Below are 19085 nucleotides of genomic sequence, written 5' to 3' on the forward strand. Positions count from 1 at the left end.
AGCGCCGTTCACCAAAGTCGCCTATGGTGCGCGCGCTGATCGAGAGGCGCGCCAGTCTTGAGTAAAGATCCGAAAGCCGACATCGACGCTGGCGATACGCGGATGTCGCCTGATCCGTTCACGGCGGTTTTGCCGGCCTTGGCGGCACTGGGCGCCGTCGCGTCGATTGCCTCGATCAACTGGTCGGGCGAGGGCAAGCTCGCGTCGCGGACGCGGACCAAGCGAAAAACGGGCGCGGCGCTTCGGGATCTCGAGACGTGCTGCATCGGGCTCGGCGAGATCTTCCGGCGCTTCCAGCGGCACCCGCGCGTCTTTGCGGGCGAAGGCGGGCAGGCCTCGGCACCGCTCAAATTCGGCGTGCACGGGCAGCGTATCAGGGCCGACGCACAGCGCCTTTATTTACAATTGATGGACGATATTGCGTCCATGCTCGTTCTTGCCGCTCAGAATGCGTTCGATGTGATGACGGCTATCGAGGACGGCGATATCGACGCACCCGAGGAGGTGTTTTTCGCCTTCGGCGAGCAGCAGGACCGGCTCAACGAGATCATCCAGTCGCGGGTGCCGCTGCGGGTCGCGGTCGATACGGGAGCTGAGATCGCCGAGCGGCTGATCGACCTCGTCCGGGAGCTGAAAAAATACCAGAAGCTCGCTTGAGCGATAGCGCCGCGTGCGGGTCCCCGCATGTTGACAGCGGGGGCGCGTTCAAGCTTCTGTCAACAGACATTTCAATTTCCGCAGACGGGACCCCGAAGTCTGATGGTTCAGCTCACGCTTCCGAAAAATTCGAAGATCTCCGAGGGCAAGACCTGGAATAGGCCGGACCATGACGGCGACTGGAAGGAGTTCCGGATCTATCGCTGGAACCCGGAGGACGGCCGCAACCCGCGCATCGATACATTCCATATCGATCAAAAGCAGTGCGGGCCGATGGTGCTCGACGCGCTCATTAAGATCAAGAACGAGATCGACCCGACGTTGGTGTTTCGCCGCTCGTGCCGCGAGGGCATCTGCGGCTCTTGCTCGATGAACATCGACGGCACGAACACGCTCGCGTGCTTGAAGAGCATCGAGGACGTGAAGGGCGCGGTGAAGATCTATCCGCTGCCGCACATGAAGGTCGTGAAGGACCTCGTTCCCGATCTCACGAACTTCTTCGCGCAGCATGCCTCCATCGAGCCGTGGCTGAAGACCGATACGCCGACGCCGCCGAAAGAGTGGCGGCAGTCGCGGGATGATCGCGAAAAGCTCGACGGGCTTTACGAGTGCATTCTGTGCGCGTGCTGCTCGGCGTCGTGCCCGAGCTACTGGTGGAACTCGGACCGCTATCTCGGTCCGGCGATCCTGCTGCAGGCTTATCGCTGGGTCATCGACAGCCGCGATGAGGCGACCGGCGAACGGCTCGACAACCTCGAAGATCCGTTCCGCCTTTACCGCTGCCATACGATTATGAACTGCGCCAAGGCCTGCCCGAAGGGGCTCTCGCCGGCCAAGGCCATTGGGGAATTGAAGAAGCTGATGGTGGAGCGGCGCGTCTAGATCATTCCGCGCGCTGACGAGATCGGGCAGACGATAGGAGGACGTGCGTGCTGGACATTCTCGATCACATCGGTTTCCCGATTACCGACTACAAGCGGTCGCTCAACTTCTACACCAAGGCGCTCGCGCCGCTCGGCATCGTCCTCCTCAAGGAAATGAAGTTCTCGGAAGAGGACGATGACGGCTATGCGGGGTTCGGCCGTGAGCGTCCGCAGTTCTGGATCGGCACCGGCACGCCGCTGACGGGCCGGCTGCACGTCGCTTTCTCCGCCCAGAATCGCGCGGAGGTTCAGGCCTTCTACGATGCGGCGCTGGCTGCCGGGGGCAAGGATAATGGGCCGCCCGGCCTCAGGCCGCATTATCATGCCAACTACTACGGCGGTTTCATCATCGACCCCGATGGACACAACATCGAGGCCGTGACGCATCTGCCGGAATAATCGTCCGCACGCCTCACAGGTGGAGCTGGTAGGTGTGCGCGAGCCAGCGATAGCTGCCTGGCGAGATCGTCTCCACGTAGCCTAATGATGGAAACGGCATGTGATAGCCGATGACCGGCAGGCGATCCGTTGCCGCCATGTCGAAAATGCGCCGGCGCGTTTTGGCACCCTGCTCTTGGTCGACATCGAAAACGCAATGCCAATCGGGACGCGCGAGGGAGGCCACCTGATGATGCGCGCAGTCTCCCCAAAACAATAGCGATTTGCCGCCGCTTTCGATCATGAAGGCGAGGTGTCCCGGCGTGTGACCGTAGGCTTCGATGGCGCGAATGCCACTCACGACATCGTCGCCAGGTTTTATAAAACTAAGCTTGCCAGCGACCGGGTTCGTACTGGCCCTGTAGATTCCCGCAAACTTCTCCATGTCGCCGGAGAATTTGCCTTCAGGTGACCAGAAGTCGTGCTCGATTGCTGCGATGACGTAGCGTGCATTTGGAAAGAGCGGTTGGCCATTTTCGATGATGCCGCCGACGTGGTCGAGATGACCGTGGCTCAGCAAAACGATATCGATATCCTCGGGCTTGAAGCCAGCCGGGCCGAGTTGTGCCGCAAGCCAGCCGCCGTCCGGACGGGGGACAAAGCCTGTCGAGCCGTTGCCGGTGTCGATCAATACGATCTCCTTGCCGGTGTTGATCACCGTTGGCGAAAAGCCCGGCTGATATTTCTGCTCGGGGAGGAGATTGTCGTACATCAGCTTGCGCACGCTCGCCTCATCCGCGTTCGTTCCGATGAGCGGGTAAGGACCGTCGATCATGGCTTCCGAATCCGAGATCGTGGTGATCTCGAAATCGCCAAGCTTGAAACGATAGAATTTGGGCTGAGCGCCGCCGAGAGGCCCAGCGGCGGCTTCGGCTTTCGGCGTCCAAACTGATGTCAGGGCCGGCATGGCGGCCAAGCCCAGACCGGCGCTGAGAAGTTTGCGGCGGTCAACGTTCAGCGCAGGGAGGTCCGCTGCGGTTTCATTTGCGATTATCCTTGGCATTTTCGCGTCCTAGGCAGATGTTCAAGCCGGGGTGAGGCTAGGGCTTGAGAGGGGACGCGCGCTTGTACGAACCTGCTACGCGTGGGAACGAGATCATGAAGCCCTTGTGGCACGTGGGTGAGGGGCGGATGCTTTTTGCCGGATGCCTGGGGCGAAACGCGCTTCACAGCCACAGCGCGCCCGTTCTACTTACCGGGCTCTATGACGATTTTCATTTGAAGCTTGGACGTGGGACCTGGTTCTCCTGCCGTGCCGCGATAATCCAGGCGGGCGATGTCTATGAATTCGACGCGGGTGGGCGGCCGTTGGCTGTCGTTTATGTGGAGCCCACGGAAACATCGGCGGAAGGTCTGGCGGCGCTCATTCATGACTCCCATGAAGAGCAAGGCGCTTTGATCGGCGCACGGTGCGATCTCGATCTTCTGCGTACGCTTTATGAGGATAGCGCCAGCCTTGCGTGGGCGGACGAGGCACTGGCGGACCTCATCGGATTTTCGAAAGCCAAGGTTGGGGCGCGCCGAGAGATCGATGTGCGGGTGCTGCGTGCGATCGCTGCAATCGCGGATCCTGAGAGGGCCGAAAGCGAATTGACAGGCGCGCCCAGCGTGGCGGCGGCCGCGGATGCTGCGCGGCTTTCGACATCGCGTTTCCAGCACCTCTTCAAGCAGGAGACCGGCGTCTCCTATCGCCGGTACGCGGCGTGGACGCGCATGCGGGTGGCGGTGGCGGAGGTCGTGAAGGGGGAGAACTTCACAAATGCCGCGCATGCGGCAGGCTATTACGATCAGCCGCACTTCGCGCATGAGTTTCGCCGGATCTTCGGGGCGCCGGCGTCGAAGAGCCTGGCCGGGGTCCGCTCATTGGTTTGCTCGTGAGAGCTGCCGCGCTTCCCTCTTGGCCCCTGGCGTGCGATAGCGGCTCTCACTCAGCATCAATTGTCCGCAGATGACCCACCCGCTTTCTTTCCTCACCTCCGGCGCGATCTCATCGCCCTTTACGCAGCTTCGCAAGCTTCTTGCCGGTATTCCGGCAGGGCACGCCAATCCGATCGAGCTGACGATCGGGGAGCCGCGCGAGGCGATGCCGGATTTCATCGCAGCGAAGCTCGCGGAGGCCACCGCCCTTTACGGGAAATATCCGCCCATTCGCGGGGCAGGTGATGCGCGGCTTGCGATCTCGGAGTGGTTGTCGAAGCGGTATCAGCTGCCCTCGGCTGTCGATCCCGAGCGTGAAATTCTGATGCTAAGCGGCTCGCGCGAGGGATTGTTCTTCGCCTGCCTTCCGGCCGTGGGGCGCAAGGAGATCACGGGGCGTCCCGCGATCTTGATGTGCAATCCGTATTATTCGGCCTATGTCGCGGGTGCTTTGGCGGTTGGCGCGGAGCCCATCTATCTCAACGCGACGAAGGCGACGGGCTTTCTTCCGGATCTCGACGAACTCGCGCGTGATGAAAGTCTGCTCGCGCGCACGGCGGCGCTGTTCATCAACTCGCCCGCCAACCCGCAGGGGGCGGTCGCAGATCGCGCATACATCCTGAAGGCGCTGGCACTCGCCCGCGCTTACGACTTCATGCTGTTCCTCGACGAGTGCTACTCGGAGATTTACACCGAGGCTGCACCGGTGGGCGGTCTCGAAGTCGCTATCGAGACGCCGGAGCGGTTTCGCAATCTCGTCGTCTTCAACTCGCTATCGAAGCGGTCGAACCTGCCTGGCCTGCGCTCCGGCTTTTGTGCTGGCGATGAGGCTTTCCTCGAAGCGTACGGCGAAGTGCGCAACATGTGCGCGCCGACGGTGCCTTTGCCGGTACAACATGCATCCGCCGCCATTTGGCGCGACGAGGCTCACGTGGAAATTTCACGGAATGCCTATCGCGACAAATTTCTGATTGCCGACAAGGTGTTAGGTGACCGCTACGGCTACAGACGGCCGGCGGGCGGCTTCTGCCTGTGGCTTAATTTGAGCCAATTTGGTGGAGGCGCTCAAGCGGCGGTAACCTTATGGCAACGTGCAGGCGTCAAGGTTATTCCCGGCAGCTTTCTGGCTCAGACGGGACGGGACGGCACTAACCCTGGCGCGGACTATGTTCGCGTCGCCATGGTGCAGGACTCCAAAACGATCCAGGAAGCGCTCGAACGCACGATTTCCGTGCTGCGTTAAAGAGTTCGTTCGCCGAGATGTCGCTGGATACGCGTGGATTGGATCCTCAGCGGCTGCTTCCGCAGTCCCTGGAGGACCGGCTGTTAGGCTGGGTTGGCCGTTTTGGCGGAGCAATTTTGCTCGGCTCGGCGGGGCTCATCTGGGTCAGTCTTGTTTCGTGGTCGGTGCTCGATCCGAGCCTGACGCACACGACGACGGCGGCCGCGCGCAATTTCGCGGGTCCCGTCGGCGCGATCATTTCCGATCTGCTCTTTCAAATGCTGGGCTTTGGCGCGGTGCTCGCTCTTATTGCGCCGGTCGTCTGGGGCATCGAAATGCTGCGCTCCGAGCGCGTCTTCGATGGCCGCGTGAGGCTCATATTCTACCCACTTTCGCTCCTTGCCCTCGCTGGCGCGCTTTCAGCGCTGCCGGTGTTGAGCGCTTGGCCACTGCGTCATGGCTATGGCGGGCTGCTGGGGGACAGCATCTATCGTCTGTTTCTCAATATCTTCTCGTCGCTCAACGAAGAACGGGCGCCGCTCGCCGCGGGCTGCGTACTTCTCGCAGCTGCCGTCCAGACATCCGGCAAGGCGATCGGATTTGAGGCCGAGGCGATTTTCAAATCCGTTCTGCGGTCCTTGAGTTCGGGCTTCCGGTACGCGACGAGCAAGGAGCGCTGGGAGGAGGCCGCCAGCCTCGGCCCGAGCCTTGCCGCTGGTGCGGGCCGCGTGCGTCGTGGCTGGTTTGGCCGGTCTTCCGCAGCTGAGGCCGATCCGGCGGATTCGTATTCTTCACTCGATGCCTTCGCCGGCGAAACAACGCCGACGCTCGATCTCAATCCCGAGCGAACGGCGCGGCCCCGCCGGGATGATGCCACCCATGCGCCGGGGCCGCTCTCTGCCCGGCCGCACGAGGATCCGCACACCCTTCCGCATGGCGCTCAAGGCGAACTCGATCTGCCGCTCTCCGCCGGCGCGGGCGAGAGCCTTTCCCGGCACAGCTCTGAAGATGATCTTCTCGGGCCCGCCTTCGACTTCGACGATAACATCGACCATTCGAGCCGAGAGATCGCGCAGCGCTTTGCGCCCGCATCGGCGCAGGCACGCGATCCGGACTTGGGTGAGTTTGACAGGCGAGGCGCCGCGCGGCCTCAGGCCGTCATGCCGCCGCCTATTCCCCAGGCGCGCGCTGCGCCCGCACCCGCGCCTGTCGAGCGCGCCGCGCCGGCAGAGAAGCCAGCCGTCACCAGCGGTATTCTTGCAGGCATCGCGCGTGCACGCATTCAGCCGCAATGGAAGCGCCCGTCTCTCAACATGCTGAAGCGGCCGAGCCCACAAAAGCCGCGTCCGGAACTGTCGCAGACGGTCATGCGCGGTAACGCGCGGCTGCTGGAGGATGTGCTCGCGGACTTCGGCATCAAGGGCGAAATCAAAGATATTCGTCCGGGTCCCGTTGTGACGCTCTATGAACTCGAGCCCTCGCGCGGCACGAAATCTTCGCGCGTCATCGGGCTGGCGGAAGATATCGCGCGCTCCATGAGCGTGGCGAGCGTTCGCGCCGCCGTTGTGCCGGGCCGCAATGCCATCGGCCTCGAATTGCCGAATACCCGGCGCGAGACGGTGCTTTTGCGCGAGATTCTCGAGGCCGATGCCTTCAAGTCGGACAGCGCGGCGCTGCCGCTCGGTCTCGGCAAGTCAATCAGCGGCGATCCCGTCGTGGCCGATCTCGCCCGGATGCCGCATCTGCTCGTTGCCGGTACGACCGGGTCGGGCAAGTCCGTCGGCATCAATTCGATGGTGCTTTCGCTTCTCTATCGTCATTCTCCCGACGACTGCCGCGTGCTGATGATCGATCCGAAGATGCTCGAGCTCTCGGTCTACAACGGCATTCCGCATCTGCTGACGCCCGTCATCACCGATCCGCACAAGGCCGTCGCCGCTCTCAACTGGGCCGTGCGCGAGATGGAAGAGCGCTACAAGCGCATGGCGGCGCTTTCGGTGCGCAACATCGATGTGTTCAACAACCGCGTTCGCAACGCCAAGAAGCGCGGCGAGATGCTGTCGCGCACGGTTCAAACAGGCTTCGACAAATCGGGCCAGGCGCGGTTCGAAACCCAGAAGATGGATCTCGAGCCGCTGCCACGCATCGTCATCATCGTCGACGAGTTCGCCGACTTGATGATCGTTGCGGGACGCGAAGTGGAAGCCTCCGTGCAGCGCTTAGCGCAGATGGCGCGCGCCGCCGGTATCCATCTCATCATGGCGACGCAGCGTCCCTCGGTCGATATCATCACCGGAACGATCAAGGCGAACTTCCCGACGCGCATCTCCTTCAAAGTGACCTCGAAGATCGACAGCCGCACCATTCTCAACGAGCAGGGCGCCGAACAGCTGCTCGGTCAGGGCGACATGCTCTATTCGACCGGAGCTGGGCAATTCGTTCGCGTCCATGGCGCATTCGTTTCCGACGAAGAGGTCGTGGCGTTTGCCGAGGCGCTCCGGCAGGAGGCATCGCCGAAATACGTCGAGGGCATTACCGATACGCCGGCCCAGTCGGAAGTTCAGAGCGGCGTCAGGGAAGCAAGCGACGACGATCTCTACGATCGCGCCGTCGCCATTGTCCTCCGCGACGGCAAAGCTTCGACAAGCTACGTTCAGCGGCGCCTGTCGATCGGTTATAACCGTGCAGCGGATTTGATCGAGCGCATGGAGCGCGAGGGGCTGATTTCCGCGGCCAATTCGGTTGGCAAGCGTGAAATCCTGGTGCCACGCGGAGGTGGTGCCGACGCTGCGGCGTGAATCATTTAAGTTGCAGGCAAGAGGTATAATCAGAGCACAATTAAGCTGCGGCTTGCCTGCGACAGGGCATTGGACTTACGCAACAATCGGAACGGCGTTTTCGCCTAGTTCTGGACGCAATCTTTGCCGAAACCGTAATCTGCGTGCGGAGCCTCGCTGATGGGGCTTTCGGGGCTGTGGGGGGCCACGATGGGACGAAGCATGAAAGACATTTTGCGCGTAGGCGCCATGGCGATGGGCTTTGCTCTCGCCTCTATTGGGGCTGCCGCGGCTCAGGATCCGGACGGCCCCACGAACACACTCGTCGATCCGCCGGCAAATGCGAACAAGACTGCCGTGAAGGGCTGGACCGGCGAAGTCGCCCCGGCGGACAGTTCGCGAGGTATCACACTCGACGCGCATCAAACCGAACTCGTCCACAAGGTCAGCGCGTATTTTCAATCGCTGCAGAACCTGAAGGGCTCGTTCGTTCAGATCGATGCCGCCAACAAGCGGATGAAGGGCAAGTTCTTCGTCAAGCGGCCGGGACGCTTCCGCTTCGATTACAATCTGCCCTCCAAGCAAGTCATCGTTTCAGATGGGCAGAACCTTGCCATTCAAGATCTCGACTTGAACAACGAGGATCGCGTGTCGCTCGATCAGACGCCTTTCCGGCTCTTGTTGCGTGACCAAGTCGACTTGATGCGTGACGCGCACATCATCGAAGTGCAGCAGTCCGACGACCTCATCGTGCTTACGATCGAGGACAAGGACCCCAATTCTCCGGGCAAGATAAAGCTGTTTTTGGCGACCAAGCCGACGCTCGAGTTGAAGGAATGGGTGACCACCGACGCGCAAGGGCAGGACACGCGAATCGAATTATCGCAGCTTGTCAAAACCGACGAACTCGATGGAAATTTATTTAAAATTCAAGCGCTTGGCCCGAAAAAGGCCATGCCGTACTGAGTTTTCTTAAGCAAATCAGGCTGTTGCGTTCGAGTCGCAATGCAATAGCTAAGCTGTGGATAAAGTCGGGCATCTCTTCACAATGTCGTGATGTGCCCGCACAGCCTCTATTGAAATCTCGCCGCATGCGCTTAATTCCAGTCATGCAGGTGGCGTCACCCTGTATTCGGTAGTGCCCCCCGTCTAGCCGAAGACGCCGCCTCTGGTACCGGCTTCCCTCCCGGTACCGAGCGCGATAAGCGCATAGCGCCCAGTTCCTCCCCCCGGGACTGGGCGCACTCTTTTTCAAAGCCCGGTTTCACTTTCGAAGTGCAGGTTCAACTCTCGTCTGAACCGGCACGGCTACCTCATCTCGAAACCAGCGTGTCAGGCGGGGTGCGCTTCGACCGGCACATTCACGCGCGTCTGCGGTGGCAGTGGGGCAATGGCCGCCTGCTCCATCAACGAATCAACAGCTTTTACGTCGTGAGCCAAATCTTTCAGCCGTGTGATGATGCACGCGGAGAAATGCTGCGCGAGCGCGTTATCGGCCTGCATCAGTTCATGCATCTTAGCCTGCGTGAGGCGGAGTGCCTTGACTTGGCTTTGCGCAATCACGGTCGTCGTGTGAACGATTTCGATGAACATCGCCAACTCGGCGATCATCACGCCTTCAGGTAGAGGCTCGCCACCTTGTCTTTGCGAAGCTTCATGCGTCTCGTTAATGCGGACGCTGTTGCCGGAAACGATGACGATTGCAGCATCGCTCGGTTCATCCTCTGCCACGATGACGTCGCCGGGGCGATAGATGATGCGTTCCGCACGCCAAACAATCTCGGTCAATTGCAGCGGCGTCAGGCCTTTGAAGAGCGGCAGCGCCAAAAGCGGCTTGACGAGGGCGTCGATAGCCATCGTGCTCGAAACTCCATTCCGACAGGACAAAGCGAGACGCGTACATGGCGGCAAGGATTTGCCGTTCGCGAACGCAGTTTAATACATAAGTCCCGGCAACCTGAAACAGCCGCGGCTGCAATCAGTGCAGGTGGCTGTGGATGCATCCAATCGGCAACGGATGTCTCCGGTGCGTTCGGCGTTCTCATGGAAAGAGCAGGGAGATGTACTAGGGCGCGAGCTTGTAGCCGCCACTCTCGGTGATCAGCAGCTCGGCATTGGAGGGGTCTTTCTCGATCTTCTGACGCAACCGGTAAATGTGCGTTTCCAACGTGTGCGTCGTCACGCCGGCGTTATAGCCCCAGACCTCGTGCAGCAAGACATCGCGTGAGACGACCTTGTCGCCGGAGCGATAGAGGTACTTGAGGATCGATGTTTCTTTTTCCGTGAGGCGGATCTTGCTTCCGGTCTGATCGATCAGAAGCTTCGAGGCGGGCTTGAAGGTGTAGCCGCCGATCGCGAAGACGGCATCTTCGCTTTGCTCGTGCTGGCGCAGCTGTGCGCGAATGCGCGCGAGAAGGACTGCGAATTTGAAGGGTTTCAGCACGTAATCGTTGGCGCCGGCATCAAGCCCCAATATCTGGTCGGCGTCGGAGGTATTGCCGGTCAACATCACGATGGGCGTCTTGAAGCCCGATTTGCGGAGCAGCTTCACGGCTTCGCGACCGTCCATGTCGGGCAAGCCGACATCGAAAACCACGAGATCGAAACGGCCAGTCTTCGCCGCCTCTATGCCTTTGCTCGCGGTGGCTGCTTCTGAGACCTCAAATTCATCGTGTAGGACGAGCTGATCTTTCAACGACGTGCGCAGATCTTCATCGTCGTCGACGAGGAGGACCTTTCGGGCCGTGCTCATGGACGGGGCTCCAGGTTCTTGGCTGCTTTTAATGGAACACTAGCATCGCGTGCGGCGGCAACATAGGCTCTCGAAGCAAACAGGCAAGAGGAATGGGTAGTTCCTTGAATGAAGGCGTTGAAAGCCCAAGGATTGAAGCCGGCGAAGCTGATTGTTAGGGCATTGTCGCAGGGTGCGCGACAAGGCCGATTGGAATTCGGCAACTTCAGCGCGCCGTGTGCGTTGGGCCGCTCCGGGATCACAGCGTTGAAGCGCGAGGGTGATGGGGCGACGCCGAGGGGCCGGTTTGCCGTGCGCTATGTGTATTACCGGCCGGGAACGCGGCGGCCGCGGACGGCGCTGCCGCTTCATACCATCCGCCGGGACGATGGCTGGTGCGACAGCCCTGCTGACCGCAACTACAACCGTCCGGTCAAGCTTCCCTATCCGGCCAGCGCCGAGCGTATGTGGCGCTCGGACGGGCTTTACGATCTCGTCGTGGTGCTTGGCTATAACGATGCGCCGCGCGTTCGAAATCGGGGCAGCGCCGTCTTCATGCATGTCGCGCGGGGAAATCTTGAGCCAACCGAAGGCTGCGTGGCGTTGAGGCCGAAGGACCTCCGGCGGCTCCTATCAATGCTGCCGCGCGACTGCGAAATCGTCGTCTCGATCTGACGAATAAAAAAGGGCCCGACTGCTGGAAAGCGCCGGGCCCAAGTTGAGCACGTCTAGGTGGAGACGCGTGCTCGGGAGGAGAGATCCCATGGCCGCGGGCGGCCATGGGGAATTCTTTGCCTAGTAGTGGTAGGCGCTCTCGCCATGATCGACGAGATCGAGGCCTTCGCGCTCTTTCTCTTCGGATGGGCGCAGACCGATGATGATATCGACCAGCTTGAAGAGGATGGCTGAGCCGAGGCCGCTCCAGAGGAGCGTGAGGCCGACCATCTTGGCTTGTGCGATAACTTGAGTTGCCATGTCGTAGGTGCCGGCCACCATCTCTCCGGGCTTGGAGATGTAGTCGGCGATGCCGGCTCCGCCCCATTCCGGATTGACGAGAAGGCCAGTGCCGATGGCGCCGACGATGCCGCCAATGCAGTGGACGCCGAAGACATCCAAGCTGTCGTCGTAACCCAGCGCGCTTTTCACGACGGAGCAGAAGAAGAAGCAGATCGGGCTGACGACGAGGCCAAGGACGATCGCGCCCATGACGCCGGCGAAACCGCACGCCGGGGTGATCGCCACGAGACCGGCGACGACGCCCGATGCCATGCCGAGCGCCGATGGTTTGCCCTTGGCGATCCACTCGACGATCATCCACGACAAGCCGGCAGCGCACGTTGCAATGAACGTGTTGATGAAGGGCACGCCGGCGAACTGGTTGATTTCCAGGTTTGAGCCGACGTTGAAGCCAAACCAGCCAACCCACAGCAAAGCGGCACCGACCATCGTCAGCACGAGCGAATGCGGTGGCATGGCTTCTTTGCCGTAGCCGATGCGACGGCCCAGGATCAGACAGCCGGCCAATGCGGCAATGCCCGAGTTGATGTGGACGACGGTGCCGCCCGCGAAGTCGAGCGCGCCCCATTGGAAGCCGATACCCGCGTCTGCCAGCACGGCATCGAGATGCGCCTGAGCCTGGACTTTGGCATCGCCGGTGGCGCTGGCGACGGCTTTGGCAGCTTCGGCGAATACATCCGGGCCGCCCCAGTACCAGACCATGTGCGCAAGCGGGAAGTAGATGAAGGTGACCCAGAGAGCCATGAAGACGAGCATCGCTGAAAATTTCAGACGCTCGGCGACGGCACCCAGGATGAGGCACGGCGTGATACACGCGAACGTCATCTGGAAGATGATGTAGGTGTATTCGGGAATGTAGACGCCGTTGGAGAATGTTGCGGCGAGCGAGTTGGAATCGACGCCTTTCAGGAATGCTTTCGAGAAGCCGCCGACGAAATCGTTGAGGCCGCCGCCATTGGTGAAGGCCATCGAGTAGCCGTAGAGCACCCAAAGGAGCGCTACGAGGCAGAGCGTCGCGAAAACCTGCATCATCATCGACAGCATGTTCTTGGTGCGGACGAGGCCGCCGTAGAACAGTGCGAGGCCCGGTACCGTCATCAGAAGTACGAGAACTGCTGCGACGTACATAAAGGCCGAGTCACCCTTATTGGGCACCGGTGGTGCGGCGGCGGCCGCAGGGGCAGCAGTCGATGCTGCATCCTGGGCCAACGCCGGGTCGACAAGTAGCGCGACGACGCCAAGGGCCCCCAAGACCCCTGCCGTCCGCGCCATGGCACGGAACTCCATGTTGTGTGCTCCCTGACTGACGTTCTAAAGAGAAAATTCTCTGCTTAGAGCGCGTCGTCGTCCGATTCACCGGTCCGGATACGGACGGTGTGCTCGATCGGCGAAACGAAGATTTTGCCGTCTCCGATCTGGCCGGTTTTTGCAGCGCGCTGGATCGCAGCGAGTGCTTTGTCGACCTGGGCACCGGGGACAACGACTTCGATCTTGATCTTGGGAAGAAAGCTCACGGCATACTCGGCGCCGCGGTAGATTTCGGTATGGCCCTTCTGACGGCCGTAGCCTTTGACTTCAGTGACGGTCATGCCCTGCAGGCCAAGGTCGGTCAGTGCTGAACGAACCTCCTCGAGCTTGAATGGCTTGATTACCGCAGTAATGAGCTTCATAGGGCCCCCTTTTTCTTTGTACCGGCCGAAACCGGGTGCTCGACAAGATAGCCTTCGTCCCCACGCCGGGACGGCGACTTCGCATAGTAGGAGTCAAGACGCGTGCCAGTTGGAGCGCGTTTACTCAAGGCTTTGAATAGCCTGTAGAAACTTCAGATACGCATAAATTCCGTGCGTACTCAGCACACAAAGCAAGCTCAAAAAACGTGCATTTTTGCCGTTCTGAATGCTATTTGGGCAAAAATGCGGTCTCTCTAGGGCGCATCAGACCTTCCTGCACGGTAGATGCCACCAGGCGGCCTCCGCGGTCGAAAATGGCTCCCCGGCAATAGGCACGCGCGCCGGAGGCGCTGGGACTGTCCTGGACGTAGAGCAGCCAATCGTCAGCGCGGAAGGGCCGGTGAAACCACATGGCGTGGTCCAGGCTCGCGAGCTGCACATCGCTATCGAAGAGAAGCTTGCCGTGGGCGACGAGTGCGGTGTCCAGCAGCGTGAAGTCCGACGCGTAGGCGAGGACCGCCTGATGGATGTAGGCGTTGTCTGCCAGCGGGCCATTGGATTTCAGCCAAATCGATTGCTGCGGCGGCCTAGGCTCGCGGCTCGTATACCGTGTCGGATCGACGATGCGCGTGTCGATCGGCCTGTCGCGCTTCAGATAGGCGCGGATGCTTTCGGGCAATTCCACGGGGCCGGCGGATAGCAGTTCTTGCGTGGTCGGCAGGGCCTCGGGCGGCGGTACATCGGGCATCTTCGACTGGTGCTCAAACCCCGTCTCCGGCTTGTGGAACGAGGCGCTCATCGAGAAGATGGCGCGGCCGTGCTGGATGGCGCGAACGCGCCGGGTCGTGAAGCTGCCGCCGTCGCGAATCCGCTCGACGTCGTAGACGATTTCGCGCTCGGGATCGCCTGCGAGCAGGAAGTAGCCGTGCAGCGAATGAATGGGACGATTTTCGTCAACTGTCGATGCTGCTGCAACCACGGCTTGGCCCAGCACGAGGCCGCCGTAGACACGTTGCCAGCCTTCGCTCGCCTTCGGCCCGCGGAACAGATTGTCTTCGAGCGGTTCGAGGGTCAGCGTCTGGATGAGCTTATCCAGGGCTGGGTGGGGCGGCGGCAAAGCGGTCATGGTGGACTTTCGTAGCGGAGTTATAGTGTGGTGAACCATGAAAACGGTACGAGATGTCTAGGCTGTCACGGACGGCACGAAAAGCAAGTTGCGGTAGAGCAGACAGCAATCGGTGGTCAGTAAATTGAAATTCGATGTGGCGATAGCTGGGGCAAGTTTCGCAGGCTTGGCCGTTGCGCGCGGTCTTTCGCAGGCCCTGGGGTCTGACCTGAAGCTTGCTGTCATCGATCGCAACGAACCCTCTGCAATCGCGGCCGCTCCCGACAGCCGGGCTTTTGCCATTTGGGCCGGCACGAAGAAGATCCTGGAAGGGCTCGGCGTTTGGGACGCGATCAGTGGTGACGCGCAAGCGCTGACGTCGATCGAGATATCCGATTCCAATATCGACGATGCTTTCCGTCCGGCGAAGGTGACGTACGACGCCCATACGAAGGACGGCGCTCCGGCGGCCTACATCGTCCCCGCTGCATCTCTTGCAAGGGCGCTCTACGGGTCCGTTGCTCACGATCCGGCAATTACGTGGTACGCTCCGGCCGACCTAGAGGGGCTGCTGCTGGGTGATTATGCGAGCGAGCTGACGCTCAAGGATGGGCGCGTGATCAGTGCCGCGCTCACGATTGCCGCCGACGGCAAGAATTCCAAGCTTCGGGACGATGCCGGCATCAAGACGGTTGGCTGGGCATATCCGCAGACCGGCATCGTGGCGCGCGTCAAATTCGGGGAGCCGCATCACGGCGTCGCGATCCAGCATTTTCTGCCCGGCGGGCCTTTCGCCATTCTGCCGCTTCCGAACAATCGCGCGTGCATCACGTGGAGCGCCGACAAGGACGAGGCGGCGCGCGTAACGGCGCTGAGTGACGATGATTTCCTAGCGGAACTCGACCGGCGCATTGGCGGCCGGTTCGGCACGATCACGCTGGCGGGACCGCGTCAGTCGTGGCCGCTCGACTTGCGCCTCGCTCGCCGTCTGATTGCGCCGAGGTTCGCGCTCGTTGGCGATGCTGCGCATGGCGTCCATCCCGTTGCGGGGCAGGGCGTCAATCTCGCGCTGCGCGATGCAGCGGCGTTGATCGAGGTTCTGGCGGATGCGGGGCGCCTTGGCATCGATCTTGGCAACGGCACGCACCTAGAGCGCTACCAGCGCTGGCGCCGCTTCGATTCGCTGATGTCGGCGTCGCTTTATGACGGCATCAATCGCGCCTTCGCGGTTGATAGCATCGTGCTGAGAGCCGGCCGTGGCGCTGCGCTCGGCGTGCTCGACAAGCTGCCGTCGCTGAAAGATTACATCATCGCGGAAGCTGCCGGGGTTACCGGCGACTTGCCGAAGCTCGCGCGCGGAGAGGCGGTTTAAGACCGCTCGTCCTCTTCGGCTTCTTCTTCAGCTTCGCCCGTTTCGTCATTTTCGCTGCCGGTCACGTCCGGGCGCACGATCACGACCCGGCGCGCTGGGAGATCGACGGCCGGCACGTATCGATCCTCGAACGGAATGAACTCGGTTGCCGATCCGTCGGCCGGTTTCAATTCGAGAAGGTCGCCCGCACCGAAGTTCTGCACGGAGACGATTTTGCCGATGGGGCCGCCGTCTTCGGAGACGGCGTCGAGGCCGATGAGGTCGGCGTAGTAGAATTCCGCGGCGTCCGTCTCCGGCAGCTTATCGCGGCTCACGTAAAGCTTGATGCCGCGCAACAGCTCGGCAGCGTTGCGATCATCAACTCCTGCGATACGCGCGACAATGCCCTTCGACGTGACGCGCACGACGCGAAGCGAGAAGGTTCGTTTGCCGGTCTCGTCGCTCAGGGGGCCGTAGGATGCGATTGATTCCGGCTGCTCGGTATACGCGCGCACCATGACTTCGCCACGGACGCCGTGAGCGCTGGAGATTTCGCCGATCAGAATTCTTTGCGTGTCTTTGTTGTTCGACAATGGAGGTGCACCGCGGCTCATGTGAAAGCTGATTTTGACGACAGCCTATAAGTCGTCTTGCGCAAATATGCGATGGCTGCTTGCCATCGTTCCTCCCGTCCTTCCGCATCACGTGCGCGGCAGGGGACCGAGATAGGTAATCTGAATATCGACCTCTTTGCTGCCGACGAGCACGGTTGCGCTCTGCGACAAGGCCTGGGGGTCGATCTCACCGGTAATTGGAACGGTGAAGCTTGGCTCCGGTGGCGCCGGGATGTGCGGCGATCTCTGCCGCAGCGGAATTTTATAGGTTCCGCGCAGCGACGTCCGGCGCGGCGCTGGGCCTTTGCTCCCGTGCAGTTCGCCGAGATAGACCCGGCCTTGCGGGTCTGCGCCGAAGAGCCGGCCGTTGCGGCATATCAAAATGAATCGCTCGGATGCGGACGCTCGCTCAGGCGCGCGCGTTCTTATGACTTCAAATAGGCCATCGACGGCCGTTTGGACCTTCATTGCGTTCTTCTCCCACTCACCCGCTGGTTGCATTCCAAAATTCGGGCCAGTCAGAGCTGCAACAAAAAACCCCCCGAGCTTGCGCTCGAGAGGTCTTTTGAAACGCGAGAATGTCTCGTCGCGAAAGCCGTAGCTTACGCTGCGCTTTCGCCTTGGGCTGCGGCTTCAGCTGCCTGAGCGGCCTTCTCGGCAGCTGCTGCGGCGCGCTCCTGAGCCTTCTTCTTCGGCTTTGCCTTCTCAGGGTTGTTCGACGGCTCGCGCTTGGCGAGGCCGGTCTTGTCGAGGAGGCGGAGGACGCGATCGGTCGGCTGGGCGCCGACGCTCAGCCAGTGCTTGACGCGGTCTTCGATGAGCTTGATGCGGTTCGGGTCGTCCTTCTTCAGCATCGGATCGAAGGTGCCGATCTGCTCGATGTAGCGGCCATCGCGGGGTGCCGAGTGGTGGGCGACAACGACGTAGTAGTAAGGACGCTTCTTGGCGCCACCGCGCGACAAGCGAATTTTGACCGACATACTTCTGTTCTCCTGTTCAAATCGAATGTGTTCGTGAGTTGGTTTGAAGCGTTATCTTTTCTTACCGGGGAACCCCGGGAACTTCGGCATTCCGCCACCGAGGCCCGGAAGGCCTTTCGGTAGTCCGCCGCCCAAGCCTGGAAGGCCGCCGCGGCCGAGACCCGGGGGGAGGGCCGGCATGCCACCGCCTCCACCGGTCAGACCTTTGGTGACCTGTTCCTTCAGCTCTGCGGGAAGCTGTTCGAGCGCCTTGGGATCGAGCTTCGCGAGGTCGGCCTGCATAGCCTGCAGATCGGCTTCGGAAGGGCCCGCTCCCGTGCGTCCGAGGAATTTGTTCAGCATGCCGCCGTTGCGGCCCATGGTCTTCATCATGTCCGCCATCTGGCGGTGCATTTTCAGAAGCTTGTTGATGTCCTCGACCTTGGTGCCGGAACCCGAGGCGATGCGGCGCTTGCGCTTGGCATCAAGCAGCTTCGGGTTGCGCCGCTCTTTCGGCGTCATCGAGGAAATGATCGCGCGCTGATGAACGAGGCTCTTGTCGAGGCCGGCTTCGTTGATCTGGCCTTTGATCTTGGCGACGCCCGGCAACATTCCGAGCACGCCGCCCATGCCGCCGAGCTTCTGCATCTGCTGCAGCTGGTCGGAGAGGTCTTGGAGGTCGAACGACCCCTTCTTCATCTTCTCGGCGATCTTCGTCGCCTTCTCGACGTCGATCGTCTGCGCTGCCTTTTCGACGAGCGAGACGACGTCGCCCATGCCGAGGATGCGCGAAGCGATGCGGCCGGGATGGAAATCTTCGAGCGCGTCCCACTTCTCGCCGACGCCGATCAGCTTGATGGGCTTGCCGGTGACGGCGCGCATCGAGAGGGCGGCGCCGCCGCGGCCATCGCCGTCGGCGCGGGTCAGAACGATGCCCGTGACGCCGATGTGGTCGTCGAAGGCTTTGGCGGTGTTGACGGCGTCCTGGCCGGTCAGCGCGTCGGCTACGAGGAGGACTTCGTGCGGATGGATCGCGGCTTTGACGTCGCGGACTTCATCCATCAACTCTTCATCGACGGTGACGCGTCCGGCGGTGTCGTAGATGACGACGTCATAGCCGCCGAGCTTGGCTGCTTCTTCAGCGCGGCGGGCGATCTGCAGCGGCGTCTGGCCGGCGATGATCGGCAGCGTGGCTACACCCGTCTGCTCGCCCAAAACGCGCAGCTGTTCCTGCGCCGCAGGCCGCCGCGTATCGAGCGAGGCCATCAGCACTTTCTTGCGATCGCGGTTCGTCAGGCGGTAGGCGATCTTGGCGGTCGTCGTCGTCTTACCCGAGCCCTGCAGGCCGACCATGAGAATGCCGACGGGGGGCGCTGCGTGCAGGTCGACCGGCTGCGCATCCGAGCCCAGCATCGCGACAAGCTCGTCATTGACGATCTTGACGACCATCTGGCCGGGCGTGACCGAGCGCAGGACTTCGGCGCCGACAGCCTTGGCTTTGACCTTCTCGGTGAAGTCCTTGACGACATCGAGCGCGACGTCGGCTTCGAGGAGAGCGCGGCGAACTTCGCGCATCGCTTCGGTGACGTCGGCCTCCGTTAGCGCGCCGCGTCGCGTCAGCTTATCAAGGACGCCCGAGAGCCGTTCTGTCAGCGATTGAAACATTCAGCCTCGAAAATCGTGCTTACAACTCGTTTTAAGTCC

The 19085-nt window shown here is 61.4% G+C and carries 19 protein-coding genes; 9 read left to right on the plus strand and 10 right to left on the minus strand.

The window, feature by feature from the left end; genetic code table 11:
• Window positions 1–57: 57 nt before the first annotated feature.
• The 3 genes from VFG26_RS05505 to VFG26_RS05515 all read left to right on the plus strand — a co-directional run bounded on the left by VFG26_RS05505 (window position 58) and on the right by VFG26_RS05515 (window position 1979).
• Entirely contained in the window at window positions 58–657 is a 600-nt protein-coding gene (locus VFG26_RS05505; protein ID WP_325023055.1) for a hypothetical protein, read from the plus strand.
• Between the two features lie 102 nt (window positions 658–759).
• Window positions 760–1539, plus strand: a complete 780-nt coding sequence (locus tag VFG26_RS05510; RefSeq protein WP_325023057.1) for a succinate dehydrogenase iron-sulfur subunit — start codon at window positions 760–762, stop codon at window positions 1537–1539.
• Window positions 1540–1586: 47 nt separating this feature from the next.
• The gene (locus VFG26_RS05515; RefSeq protein ID WP_325023059.1) at window positions 1587–1979 is read left to right on the plus strand and encodes a VOC family protein; all 393 of its coding nucleotides are present in this window, start codon (window positions 1587–1589) and stop codon (window positions 1977–1979) included.
• 13 nt (window positions 1980–1992) lie between these two features.
• Here the strand turns inward: VFG26_RS05515 and VFG26_RS05520 are convergent, their stop codons facing one another.
• On the minus strand, window positions 1993–3021 hold the full coding sequence (locus VFG26_RS05520; protein WP_325023061.1) for an MBL fold metallo-hydrolase: 1029 nt from the start codon (window positions 3019–3021) through the stop codon (window positions 1993–1995).
• Between the two features lie 95 nt (window positions 3022–3116).
• Here VFG26_RS05520 and VFG26_RS05525 point away from each other — a divergent pair, with 95 nt between their 5' ends.
• The 4 genes from VFG26_RS05525 (at window position 3117) to VFG26_RS05540 (ending at window position 8900) form a co-directional block, all read left to right on the plus strand.
• Window positions 3117–3896, plus strand: a complete 780-nt coding sequence (locus VFG26_RS05525) for a helix-turn-helix transcriptional regulator (RefSeq protein WP_325023063.1) — start codon at window positions 3117–3119, stop codon at window positions 3894–3896.
• A gap of 70 nt (window positions 3897–3966) precedes the next feature.
• A complete protein-coding gene (locus VFG26_RS05530) occupies window positions 3967–5178 on the plus strand; it encodes an aminotransferase class I/II-fold pyridoxal phosphate-dependent enzyme (RefSeq protein ID WP_325023065.1) in 1212 nt (403 codons plus the stop codon).
• A gap of 17 nt (window positions 5179–5195) precedes the next feature.
• Window positions 5196–7955 carry an FtsK/SpoIIIE family DNA translocase gene (locus VFG26_RS05535; RefSeq protein WP_325023068.1) on the plus strand — a complete coding sequence of 920 codons (2760 nt, stop codon included), beginning with the start codon at window positions 5196–5198 and terminating at the stop codon, window positions 7953–7955.
• Window positions 7956–8156: 201 nt separating this feature from the next.
• Window positions 8157–8900, plus strand: coding sequence for a LolA family protein (locus VFG26_RS05540; RefSeq protein WP_325023070.1), 744 nt, complete (start codon window positions 8157–8159; stop codon window positions 8898–8900).
• A gap of 366 nt (window positions 8901–9266) precedes the next feature.
• Here the strand turns inward: VFG26_RS05540 and VFG26_RS05545 are convergent, their stop codons facing one another.
• Window positions 9267–9791: a cyclic nucleotide-binding domain-containing protein gene (locus VFG26_RS05545; RefSeq protein WP_325023072.1), complete on the minus strand. Its 525-nt coding sequence runs from the start codon at window positions 9789–9791 to the stop codon at window positions 9267–9269.
• Between the two features lie 208 nt (window positions 9792–9999).
• Window positions 10000–10686, minus strand: coding sequence for a response regulator transcription factor (locus tag VFG26_RS05550; protein WP_325023074.1), 687 nt, complete (start codon window positions 10684–10686; stop codon window positions 10000–10002).
• Between the two features lie 108 nt (window positions 10687–10794).
• Between VFG26_RS05550 and VFG26_RS05555 the strand changes: the two genes are divergently transcribed.
• Window positions 10795–11340 carry a L,D-transpeptidase family protein gene (locus tag VFG26_RS05555; protein ID WP_325023076.1) on the plus strand — a complete coding sequence of 182 codons (546 nt, stop codon included), beginning with the start codon at window positions 10795–10797 and terminating at the stop codon, window positions 11338–11340.
• 120 nt (window positions 11341–11460) lie between these two features.
• On the opposite strand, the gene VFG26_RS05560 is transcribed toward VFG26_RS05555, so the two are convergent.
• The 3 genes from VFG26_RS05560 to tesB all read right to left on the minus strand — a co-directional run bounded on the left by VFG26_RS05560 (window position 11461) and on the right by tesB (window position 14478).
• Complete coding sequence (locus VFG26_RS05560) at window positions 11461–12969, minus strand: ammonium transporter (RefSeq protein ID WP_325023078.1); 1509 nt, start codon at window positions 12967–12969, stop codon at window positions 11461–11463.
• A 44-nt stretch (window positions 12970–13013) separates the two neighbouring features.
• Window positions 13014–13352, minus strand: coding sequence for a P-II family nitrogen regulator (locus VFG26_RS05565; protein WP_013950212.1), 339 nt, complete (start codon window positions 13350–13352; stop codon window positions 13014–13016).
• A gap of 229 nt (window positions 13353–13581) precedes the next feature.
• Window positions 13582–14478 (minus strand): acyl-CoA thioesterase II, encoded by an 897-nt coding sequence (gene tesB / locus VFG26_RS05570; RefSeq protein ID WP_325023082.1) that lies wholly within the window; start codon window positions 14476–14478, stop codon window positions 13582–13584.
• A gap of 112 nt (window positions 14479–14590) precedes the next feature.
• On the opposite strand from tesB, the gene VFG26_RS05575 reads away from it, so the two are divergent.
• The gene (locus VFG26_RS05575) at window positions 14591–15829 is read left to right on the plus strand and encodes an FAD-dependent monooxygenase (protein WP_325023084.1); all 1239 of its coding nucleotides are present in this window, start codon (window positions 14591–14593) and stop codon (window positions 15827–15829) included.
• Here the strand turns inward: VFG26_RS05575 and rimM are convergent.
• The 4 genes from rimM to ffh all read right to left on the minus strand — a co-directional run bounded on the left by rimM (window position 15826) and on the right by ffh (window position 19046).
• The gene (rimM, locus tag VFG26_RS05580; protein ID WP_325023086.1) at window positions 15826–16422 is read right to left on the minus strand and encodes a ribosome maturation factor RimM; all 597 of its coding nucleotides are present in this window, start codon (window positions 16420–16422) and stop codon (window positions 15826–15828) included. The genes VFG26_RS05575 and rimM overlap by 4 nt on opposite strands.
• 87 nt (window positions 16423–16509) lie before the next feature.
• Window positions 16510–16890 (minus strand): hypothetical protein, encoded by a 381-nt coding sequence (locus VFG26_RS05585; RefSeq protein WP_325023088.1) that lies wholly within the window; start codon window positions 16888–16890, stop codon window positions 16510–16512.
• Between the two features lie 134 nt (window positions 16891–17024).
• Entirely contained in the window at window positions 17025–17402 is a 378-nt protein-coding gene (rpsP, locus tag VFG26_RS05590; protein ID WP_325023090.1) for a 30S ribosomal protein S16, read from the minus strand.
• Between the two features lie 51 nt (window positions 17403–17453).
• Window positions 17454–19046 carry a signal recognition particle protein gene (gene ffh / locus VFG26_RS05595; RefSeq protein ID WP_325023093.1) on the minus strand — a complete coding sequence of 531 codons (1593 nt, stop codon included), beginning with the start codon at window positions 19044–19046 and terminating at the stop codon, window positions 17454–17456.
• Between the last annotated feature and the right edge of the window lie 39 nt (window positions 19047–19085).

Source organism: Hyphomicrobium sp. (assembly GCF_035687085.1).
Lineage (GTDB): Bacteria > Pseudomonadota > Alphaproteobacteria > Rhizobiales > Hyphomicrobiaceae > Hyphomicrobium_B.

Bases quoted from the DNA above. Each gene is read 5' to 3' on its own strand.
- VFG26_RS05510 (WP_325023057.1), top strand. From the start codon at position 760: ATGGTTCAGCTCACGCTTCCGAAAAATTCGAAGATCTCCGAGGGCAAG.
- VFG26_RS05520 (WP_325023061.1), bottom strand. From the start codon at position 3,021: ATGCCAAGGATAATCGCAAATGAAACCGCAGCGGACCTCCCTGCGCTG.
- VFG26_RS05525 (WP_325023063.1), top strand. From the start codon at position 3,117: ATGAAGCCCTTGTGGCACGTGGGTGAGGGGCGGATGCTTTTTGCCGGA.
- VFG26_RS05530 (WP_325023065.1), top strand. From the start codon at position 3,967: ATGACCCACCCGCTTTCTTTCCTCACCTCCGGCGCGATCTCATCGCCC.
- VFG26_RS05535 (WP_325023068.1), top strand. From the start codon at position 5,196: ATGTCGCTGGATACGCGTGGATTGGATCCTCAGCGGCTGCTTCCGCAG.
- VFG26_RS05540 (WP_325023070.1), top strand. From the start codon at position 8,157: ATGAAAGACATTTTGCGCGTAGGCGCCATGGCGATGGGCTTTGCTCTC.
- VFG26_RS05545 (WP_325023072.1), bottom strand. From the start codon at position 9,791: ATGGCTATCGACGCCCTCGTCAAGCCGCTTTTGGCGCTGCCGCTCTTC.
- VFG26_RS05550 (WP_325023074.1), bottom strand. From the start codon at position 10,686: ATGAGCACGGCCCGAAAGGTCCTCCTCGTCGACGACGATGAAGATCTG.
- VFG26_RS05555 (WP_325023076.1), top strand. From the start codon at position 10,795: ATGAAGGCGTTGAAAGCCCAAGGATTGAAGCCGGCGAAGCTGATTGTT.
- VFG26_RS05560 (WP_325023078.1), bottom strand. From the start codon at position 12,969: ATGGAGTTCCGTGCCATGGCGCGGACGGCAGGGGTCTTGGGGGCCCTT.
- VFG26_RS05565 (WP_013950212.1), bottom strand. From the start codon at position 13,352: ATGAAGCTCATTACTGCGGTAATCAAGCCATTCAAGCTCGAGGAGGTT.
- tesB (WP_325023082.1), bottom strand. From the start codon at position 14,478: ATGACCGCTTTGCCGCCGCCCCACCCAGCCCTGGATAAGCTCATCCAG.
- rimM (WP_325023086.1), bottom strand. From the start codon at position 16,422: ATGAGCCGCGGTGCACCTCCATTGTCGAACAACAAAGACACGCAAAGA.
- VFG26_RS05585 (WP_325023088.1), bottom strand. From the start codon at position 16,890: ATGAAGGTCCAAACGGCCGTCGATGGCCTATTTGAAGTCATAAGAACG.
- rpsP (WP_325023090.1), bottom strand. From the start codon at position 17,402: ATGTCGGTCAAAATTCGCTTGTCGCGCGGTGGCGCCAAGAAGCGTCCT.
- ffh (WP_325023093.1), bottom strand. From the start codon at position 19,046: ATGTTTCAATCGCTGACAGAACGGCTCTCGGGCGTCCTTGATAAGCTG.